This is a genomic window from Bradyrhizobium sp. UFLA06-06 (genome assembly GCF_054820065.1).
The window spans coordinates 1-8,620 of record NZ_JADFUD010000123.1; the positions used below are offsets into that span (position 1 = coordinate 1).

Here is an 8,620-nt window from a genome sequence, read left to right on the forward strand (position 1 = left end):
GTTCGTCGGCAGCGTCAGATGTGTATAAGAGACAGGTCTTGAAACCGAGCTGCGCGGCGCGGATCGCGGTCACGTAGCCGCCGGGGCCGGAGCCGATGATGATGACGTCAAAGGATGTGTCGGCCATGGCGGCTCCCGTTCAACTCAACGTGTGGCGCCGCGGGCGCGGCTTCTTGCGATCAATGACCTGACCAGCCATTCGAGCCCGATCACCAGGGCCATGATGGCCAGGGCCGTCAGCACGATCGGCTGGGCGATGTTCCGCGCCAGCTGCTCGCCGGCGAAGAACGCGGAGTGCAGAAAATCGAACCCGACCGGATTGCAGACCAGCGCGGCCGACAGCAACAGCGAGATCCAGGGCCAGCGCGTGCGAGCCGTGCCGGCCATTCATCCGTACTCCCGCCATACCGCACCGAGGAACACGGACCACGCCAGCGCCAGCACCGCGGCGCCGATCATCATGATCCTGAACTGGATCGTCGATATCAGGTCGCGGTTGACCGCAACGAGCAACGCGACGGCGACGGCCGCGAGCAGGACGTACGGACCGTAGATCGCGTACATGGCGGATGCCCGTCACACCATCATCATCACGGGGTTTTCGATCAGCTGCTTGAAGGCGCCGATCAGCTCGGCGCCGAGCGCGCCGTCGATCGCGCGGTGATCGCACGACAGGGTCACGCTCATCATGTGCGCGATCTCGATCTTGCCGCCGCGCACCACTGGACGCTCCTCCGAGGTGCCGACCGCGAGGATCGAGGCATGCGGCGGATTGATCACGGCGGTGAAGTGGTTGATGCCGTACATGCCGAGGTTGGAGACCGCGGTGGTGCCGCCCTGATATTCCTCCGGCTTCAGCTTGCGGGCGCGGGCGCGGGCGGCGAAATCCTTCATCTCGTTGGAGATGGTCGAGAGCGTCTTGGTCTCGGCCTTGCGGATGATCGGCGTGATCAGGCCGCCCGGCATCGCCACCGCGACGCCGACGTCGGAATGCTTGTGCTTGAGCATGCCGCCTTCGGTCCAGCTGACGTTGCAGTTCGGAATCTTCTGCAGCGCGACCGCCATCGCCTTGATGACGAAGTCGTTGACCGAGATCTTGTAGAGCGGCTTCTTCTCCTTGTCCTTCGGCGCTGCGGCGTTGATCTCCTCGCGCGCGGCGAGCAGCTTGCCGATGTCGCAGTCGATGGTGAGATAGAAGTGTGGGACGTTCTGCACCGAGGCGGTGAGACGCTGCGCGATGGTGCGGCGCATGCCGTCATGCGGCACCACCTCGTAGGAGCCCGGCTCGAACAGCGCGAGGATCTGCTTGTCCGACATCGACGGCGCGATGCTCGGTCCCGCGGCGGGCGCGGCCGCCGGCGCCTTCAGGCCCTTGCCGGATTTGGCCTCGTCGACGTCGCGCGCGATGACCCGGCCATGCGGGCCGGTGCCGGTGATGCGGGCGAGATCGATGCCGGCTTCCTTTGCCAACCGGCGCGCCAGGGGTGAAGAGAACACGCGGGCGTGGCCGTTGGCCTGCGCGGCGGGTGCGGCGGCCTGAGGCGCCGCGGCGGGCGCTGCGGCCGGCTTCGGCGCAGGCGCTGCCGCCGGTGCGGGAGCCGCCGCCGGCGCGGCCTGGGCAGCGGGCTTCGGCGCCTCGGCGGGTTTCGCGGCCGGTGTGGCGCCTGCTCCGGCGCTGGCCGCCGCCTTCACATCCTCGCCGTCGCCGGCCATGACCGCGATGACGTCGTTGACCGGCACGTCCTGGGTGCCCTCGGGCACCAGGATCTTGGCGATCGTGCCTTCATCGACCGCCTCGACTTCCATCGTCGCCTTGTCGGTCTCGATCTCCGCGATCACGTCGCCGGACTTGACCTTGTCGCCCTCTTTCTTGAGCCACTTGGCGAGGTTGCCCTTTTCCATCGTCGGCGACAGCGCGGGCATGAGAATATTGATCGGCATTGTCAGTGACCTTGTTGCGACCGCGGTTTGGTTTGGCCCATGTCGGTCGGCCGGGCGATTTCGGCTTCGAACATCTCGACGATGCGCGCGAGCGCCTCGTCCTCGGTGTATTCGCTCTCGCGCGCATAGGCGCGCGCGGCGTGACGGGCGATGTCGACCAGCATGAGCCCCCACATGTCCGGCTCCTCGAAAGCGCGCTGGAACGCGATCGACAGGCCGCCATCGACGACGAAGGCGCGCAGCACCTCGATGGCGTCGTCGCGGCCCATCACGTCAGGCGGCAGCGGCTGCTCCTTGGGACCGGCCATCGGCGTTACCGGTAGGATACGGCCTTGGCGGCGGCGACCACCTCGGCGACGGAGGGCAGAGCGAGCTTTTCGAGGTTGGCGGCATAGGGCATCGGCACGTCCTTGCCGGAGACGCGCGCCACCGGCGCGTCGAGATAGTCGAAGGCGTGCTCCATGATGCGCGCGGCGACCTCGGAGCCGACGCCGCTCTGCTGCCAGCCCTCCTCGACCGTGACCGCGCGGCCGGTCTTCTTCACCGAGTTGATGACGGTCTCGGTGTCCATCGGACGGATGGTGCGCAGATCGACCACCTCGGCCTCGATACCTTCCTTGGCGAGTTCGTCGGCGGCCTTCAGCGCATAGGACATGCCCATCGCCCAGGAGACGATGGTGACGTCGTTGCCGGCGCGGGCAATCCGCGCCTTGCCGATCGGCACCACGAAATCAGCCAGCTTCGGCACCTCGCCGGTGTGGCCGTACAGCACCTCGTTCTCGAGGAAGATCACCGGATTGGGATCGCGGATCGCGGCCTTGAGCAGGCCCTTGTAATCGGCGGCCGAATACGGCGCGATCACCTTGAGGCCCGGGATCTGCGAGTACCACGCCGCGTAGTCCTGGCTGTGCTGGGCGGCGACGCGCGCGGCGGCGCCGTTCGGGCCGCGGAACACGATCGAGCATCCCATCTGGCCGCCGGACATATAGAGCGTCTTGGCGGCGGAGTTGATGATCTGGTCGATCGCCTGCATGGCGAAGTTGAAGGTCATGAACTCGACGATCGGCTTCAAGCCCGCCATCGCCGCGCCGACGCCGACGCCGGCAAAGCCGTGCTCGGTGATCGGCGTGTCGATCACGCGGCGGGCGCCGAATTCCTGCAACAGGCCCTGCGTCACCTTGTAGGCGCCCTGATATTCCGCGACCTCCTCGCCCATGATGAAGACGTCGCCGTCGCGGCGCATCTCCTCGGCCATCGCATCGCGCAGCGCTTCGCGAATGGTCTGCGTGACCATCTCGGTCCCCGCAGGGATTTCCGGATCAGGCAGCGGCTCGGTCGCGGGCGCGGCCGGTGCCTTCGCCGCGGGCTGCGGCGCTTCCGCCTTTGCATCCGCCTTGGCTTCGGCCGGCGCGGCCTCGGCGGCCTTCGGCTGCGGCGCTGGTGCCGCCGGCGCCTTGGCGAGGTCGGCGGCGCTTTCGCCGTCGACGAGAATGGTGGCGATCGGCGTGTTCACCGCAACGTCCGCGGTGCCTTCCGGAATCAGGATCTTGCCGAGCGTGCCCTCGTCGGTTGCCTCGACCTCCATCGTCGCCTTGTCGGTCTCGATCTCGGCGATGACGTCACCGGACTTGATGGTCTCGCCTTCCTTTTTCAGCCATTTGGCGAGGTTGCCCTTCTCCATGGTGGGCGACAGCGCAGGCATCAGCACTTGAATGGGCATATCGGCTCCCGAAATCGGTCTTGAAATTCGTCTGCGCGGGTGGGGTCAGCGGTAGATGTCGGTGTACAGCTCGGCCGGATCCGGCTCCGGATCGTGCTGCGCGAAGTCGGCGGCCTCGTTGACGATCTCGCGCACCTGGGCGTCGATCGCCTTCAGCTCCTGCTCGCTGACGCCCGAGGCCAGCAAGCGGTTGCGCACCTGCTCGATCGGGTCCTGGTCGTGACGCACCTTCTCGACCTCCTCGCGCGTGCGGTACTTGGCCGGATCGGACATCGAGTGGCCGCGGTAGCGGTAGGTCTGCATCTCCAGAATCATCGGACCGTTGCCGCCGCGGCACCAGGCCACGGCCTCATCGGCGGCGGCCTTGACCGCGCGCACGTCCATGCCGTCGACCTGCTTGCCCGGAATGTTGAAGGAGGCGCCGCGCTTGGAGAAGTCCTGCTGGGCCGATGCACGCGACACCGAGGTGCCCATCGCATAGCGGTTGTTCTCGATCACGTAGATCACCGGCAGCTTCCACAGCTCCGCCATGTTGAAGCTTTCATAGACCTGGCCCTGGTTGGCCGCGCCGTCGCCGAAATAGGTCACGCTGACGTTATCGTTGCCGCGATAGCGGTTGGCGAACGCAAGGCCGGTGCCGAGCGAGACCTGCGCGCCCACGATCCCGTGACCGCCGTAGAAATGCTTCTCCTTGCTGAACATGTGCATGGAGCCACCCTTGCCGCGGGAATAGCCGCCGCGGCGTCCGGTCAATTCGGCCATCACGCCCTTGGCTTCCATGTCGCAGGCCAGCATGTGGCCGTGGTCCCGGTAGCCGGTTATGACCTCGTCGCCCGGCTTCAGCGCCATCTGCATGCCGACCACGACCGCTTCCTGGCCGATATAGAGATGGCAGAAACCGCCGATCGCGCCCATGCCGTAGAGTTGACCGGCCTTCTCCTCGAAGCGCCGGATCAGGAGCATGTCCCGCAGTGCCTTGAGCTCCTGCTCCTTGGTGAATTCGGGGGGAGAACCGGCCTTCTCCTGCCCTGATTCTTTTGCGACGCTTTTCTTGGGTGCGGCCATGGCAATTCCGGGTGAGAGAAGTCGGAGAACCCTCTCTAACCCAACTCAAATCGCCTTGGAAGGATTGCGTTCGCCCGATGGAATTTTGCTATGCCGCACTGCAGCGCAGCGCGACATTTTTGTGATAGCGCGCGAGTGATTTTGAAATTTGAGAACGCGTCAGTTCTTGTTGATCCGAACGAGATCACGCGGATTGGCGTAGTCGAGCTGGAAGCGCGCACGCTCGTCCAGCATGTCGGGATCGACCCGGTCCGACCGCAACAGCGACACCCGCTGCTCGCCCTCGGCCCGCTCCTTCTTCAGCCGCGCCAACTCGGAGGTCAGCGCGATGATCTCCTGATCGAGTTCCTGCCGCGCGTTCAAGCCGTATTTGCCGGTGTAGGCGTTGACGCCGAAATAGCCGACCATCAGCGCCGCCAGCGTATAGAGGGCGAGCCCGGTCAGAATCGATTTGAGGCGTGTGCGGGAAACCATGGCCGCGAGCATGCGGCCATGGGGTTAACGAACGCTGAACCAGAGCGTTTTCGAGCGAAGTGGATGCCGGTTCGCGTGAAGAAAACGCGTCAAGGCAAGTTCAGAGTCCCGTTCCGATTCAATCGGAACGGGGCTCTTGCTCAGCGGTTCTGCTTTTCGATAAAGGCCGCGAAGGCGTCGAGGTACTGCTGCAGCACGCCCTTGAGCGACTCCTTGGTCAGTTCGCCGTTGTCGTCGAAGGCATCGCCGACGCCGTTGAGATAGGCTTCCGGCTGACCGAGGATCGGACCGGAAATGCCCGGCAGGATGTTCTGCAGGTGCTTCACCGCGCTAACGCCGCCGAGCGGTCCGGGCGAATTGCCGATGATGCCGATCGGCTTGCCGATGAACGAGCTCTTGCCGTAGGGCCGCGAGGCGACGTCGATCGCGTTCTTCAGCACGCCCGGGATCGAGCGGTTGTATTCGGGGGTCACGAACAGCACGCCGTTCGACTTCTGCAGCTTCTCGCGGAAGGCAAGCCAGTCTGCCGGCGGCGCGGCCTCGAGGTCCTGGTTGAAGAAGGAAATTTCCTGAAGCGTCGTCACATCGAGCTTCAGCGACGCCGGTGCAAGCTTGGCCAGCGCATTGGCGATCTTGAGCGAGAAGCTCTGCTTGCGGATGCTGCCGACGATGGTGACGATGTTATAGGCCATAGCAAATTCCCCTCGGGTTGCGCGTGAAACTGGTGGGCCTCACCTACCGGCGCACCAAGAAAGATGCAAGTGCATGGATCGTTCAATTCCGGAAACGCAGCGTTTCGCCGAATTGGTCTATGCAAAGCAAAAAGGCCGCCCCTGTCGGGACGGCCCTTCGTTTTCGATCCTCAGCCCTTGTTCGGGTTGATCAGGAATTTCTCGCCGGTCGCGCGCTTGTTGTAGACGGCGATGTTGTCGAGCTGCAGGGTCTCCTGCAACGAGACCACCTTGGTGTAGTGACTGGCGAAAGTCGTCTTCAGTTCGGTCACCACGCGCTGGCGCAGCTTGTTGCCGGCCTCCGGACCGATCTTCATCAGGAACGGGAACAGCAGCCAGCCGCCGACGCCCCAGGCCATGCCGAAGCCGCGCGGCAATTCGATCGAGCGGGTGTCGAGGCTGCCGTAGACATAGACCTGCTTGTGCACGTTCGAACCGTAGCGGCTGTAGGCCTTGGCGGTCTTGTTGATCGCGGACTCCATCGCGACCAGGATCTGGCCCGCGAGCTTGCCGCCGCCGATCGCATCGAAGGCGATGGTGGCGCCGGTCTCGACCAGCGCGCCGGTGAGCTTGTCCATGAAATCGGGCGCGGAGGAATCGACGACATGCTTGGCGCCGATCTTGTGCAGGATCTCGGCCTGCTCCTTGTTGCGCACGATGTTGACGAGGCCGATGCCGTCCTTGAGACAGATCTTGTTGAGCATCTGGCCGAGATTCGACGCCGCCGCCGTGTGCACCAGCGCCTTGTGCCCCTCGCGCCGCATCGTCTCGGTCATGCCGAGCGCGGTCAGCGGATTGACGAAGCAGGACGCGCCTTCCGCCGGCGTGGTGCCGTCGGGCAGCGGCAGGCATTCGTTGACGCGCAGCGTGCGGTATTGCGCGTACATCGCGCCACCGATCATCGCGACGGTGCGGCCCATCAGCGCTTTCGCCGCATCCGATGAACCGGTCCTGATCACGACGCCGGCGCCTTCATTGCCAACCGGCATGGACTCGTCGAGCCGCGCGGCAAGGCCCGGCAATGCCGTTTCCGGCACGCGCGCGCTCACCACGGGCAATTCCTTGCTGCCGGAGACCTTGGCGGCCGACATGTCGGCCGGGCCGATCAAAAGACCGAGATCGGACGGATTGATCGGGGTCGCCTCGACCCGGACCACGACTTCGTCGGGGCCGGGCTCGGGGGTCGGGACATTGACCAGCGATATCTCGAGCTCGCCATTCTTCTTGAGCAGCGAACGCAGTTGCAGACCGCTCTTGCCGTCGCTCATCCCGACCTCCCGTTTTTGCGTTTGTTGGATCCCGATCAAGTTGGGGCGCTACGCCAGCGCCTTCAAGGCCGCCCTGCCCGCGTATTTCGCCTGGGTGCCGAGCTGCTGCTCGATGCGCAGCAGCTGGTTGTACTTGGCGGTGCGGTCGGAGCGTGCCAGCGAGCCGGTCTTGATCTGCCCGCAATTGGTGGCGACCGCGAGATCGGCGATCGTGGAATCCTCGGTCTCGCCGGAGCGGTGCGACATCACGGCGGTGTAGCCGGCCTTGTAGGCCATCTCGATCGCCGCAAGCGTCTCGGTCAGCGTGCCGATCTGGTTGACCTTGACCAGGATTGAATTGGCGCGGCCGTTCTTGATGCCGTCGGCAAGCCGGGTAACGTTGGTGACGAACAGATCGTCGCCGACCAGCTGGCACTTCTTGCCGATCGCATCCGTCAGTTCCTTCCAGCCGTCCATGTCGTCCTCCGACATGCCGTCCTCGATGGTGACGATCGGATAGCGGCCGACGAGATCGGCGAGATACTTCACCTGCTCGGAGCGCGAGCGGGTCTTGTTCTCGCCGCCATAGACGTAGGAGCCTTCCTTGAAGAATTCGGTGGAGGCACAGTCGAGGCCGAGCACGACGTCGTCGCCCGCCTTGTAGCCGGCCTTGCCGATTGCGTTCATGACGAACTCAAGCGCGGCGTCGGCCGACGGCAGGTTCGGCGCGAAGCCGCCCTCGTCGCCGACATTGGTGTTGTGGCCGGCCTTCTTCAGTTCGCCGCGCAGCGTGTGGAAGATTTCCGAACCGCAACGCAGCGCCTCGGCGAACGACGTGGCGCCGACCGGCAGGATCATGAATTCCTGGAAGTCGATCGGGTTGTCGGCATGCACGCCGCCATTGATGATGTTCATCATCGGCACCGGCAGCGTCCGCGCCGAGGTGCCGCCGACATAACGATACAGCGGCATGTCGAAGGATTCGGCGGCGGCCTTGGCGCAGGCCAGCGAGACGCCGAGGATGGCGTTGGCCCCGAGCCGGCTCTTGTTCGGCGTGCCGTCGAGCTCGATCATGATCTGGTCGATCGCGACCTGCTCCTCGACGGCCTGGTCGCTGAGCGCCTCGAAGATCTCGCCGTTGACGGCGGCAACCGCCTTCTCAACGCCCTTGCCGAGGTAACGCGACTTGTCGCCGTCACGCAGTTCCACCGCCTCATGCGCGCCGGTGGACGCGCCCGACGGCACCGCCGCGCGACCGATTGACCCATCCTCCAGCACCACATCGACCTCGACCGTGGGGTTGCCACGGCTATCAAGGATTTCGCGGCCGATGATGTCGACGATGTCAGTCATGACGTGCTCTTTCTCGATATGGGGTTGGCTGATGCGCCGCGTCATACACGGCGCGCAAGCAAATGTGAACCTGTCTCTTATACACATCT

11 protein-coding genes are annotated in these 8,620 nt (G+C 64.9%); all 11 read right to left on the reverse strand.

Going from position 1 to position 8,620, the window contains the following annotated elements:
• The coding region (locus IF803_RS41765; RefSeq protein WP_461196090.1) for an FAD-dependent oxidoreductase at positions 1 to 127 on the reverse strand (127 nt) is incomplete at its 3' end.
• Between the two features lie 17 nt (positions 128 to 144).
• The gene (locus IF803_RS41770; RefSeq protein WP_461196085.1) at positions 145 to 387 is read right to left on the reverse strand and encodes a hypothetical protein; all 243 of its coding nucleotides are present in this window, start codon (positions 385 to 387) and stop codon (positions 145 to 147) included.
• Positions 388 to 564, reverse strand: a complete 177-nt coding sequence (locus tag IF803_RS41775) for a hypothetical protein (protein ID WP_162832423.1) — start codon at positions 562 to 564, stop codon at positions 388 to 390.
• A gap of 12 nt (positions 565 to 576) precedes the next feature.
• On the reverse strand, positions 577 to 1,941 hold the full coding sequence (locus IF803_RS41780; protein WP_461196086.1) for a pyruvate dehydrogenase complex dihydrolipoamide acetyltransferase: 1,365 nt from the start codon (positions 1,939 to 1,941) through the stop codon (positions 577 to 579).
• Positions 1,942 to 1,943: 2 nt separating this feature from the next.
• A complete protein-coding gene (locus tag IF803_RS41785) occupies positions 1,944 to 2,249 on the reverse strand; it encodes a DUF5076 domain-containing protein (protein WP_018271806.1) in 306 nt (101 codons plus the stop codon).
• 5 nt (positions 2,250 to 2,254) lie between these two features.
• Positions 2,255 to 3,661: a pyruvate dehydrogenase complex E1 component subunit beta gene (locus tag IF803_RS41790; RefSeq protein WP_461196087.1), complete on the reverse strand. Its 1,407-nt coding sequence runs from the start codon at positions 3,659 to 3,661 to the stop codon at positions 2,255 to 2,257.
• Positions 3,662 to 3,706: 45 nt separating this feature from the next.
• On the reverse strand, positions 3,707 to 4,726 hold the full coding sequence (gene pdhA / locus IF803_RS41795; protein WP_461196088.1) for a pyruvate dehydrogenase (acetyl-transferring) E1 component subunit alpha: 1,020 nt from the start codon (positions 4,724 to 4,726) through the stop codon (positions 3,707 to 3,709).
• A 159-nt stretch (positions 4,727 to 4,885) separates the two neighbouring features.
• Complete coding sequence (locus IF803_RS41800; RefSeq protein ID WP_028339710.1) at positions 4,886 to 5,200, reverse strand: FtsB family cell division protein; 315 nt, start codon at positions 5,198 to 5,200, stop codon at positions 4,886 to 4,888.
• Between the two features lie 140 nt (positions 5,201 to 5,340).
• Complete coding sequence (locus IF803_RS41805) at positions 5,341 to 5,892, reverse strand: NADPH-dependent FMN reductase (protein WP_028339709.1); 552 nt, start codon at positions 5,890 to 5,892, stop codon at positions 5,341 to 5,343.
• 170 nt (positions 5,893 to 6,062) lie between these two features.
• A complete protein-coding gene (locus IF803_RS41810; protein WP_461196089.1) occupies positions 6,063 to 7,199 on the reverse strand; it encodes a zinc-binding dehydrogenase in 1,137 nt (378 codons plus the stop codon).
• A 48-nt stretch (positions 7,200 to 7,247) separates the two neighbouring features.
• Positions 7,248 to 8,531 carry a phosphopyruvate hydratase gene (eno, locus tag IF803_RS41815; RefSeq protein WP_028339707.1) on the reverse strand — a complete coding sequence of 428 codons (1,284 nt, stop codon included), beginning with the start codon at positions 8,529 to 8,531 and terminating at the stop codon, positions 7,248 to 7,250.
• Positions 8,532 to 8,620 lie beyond the last annotated feature (89 nt).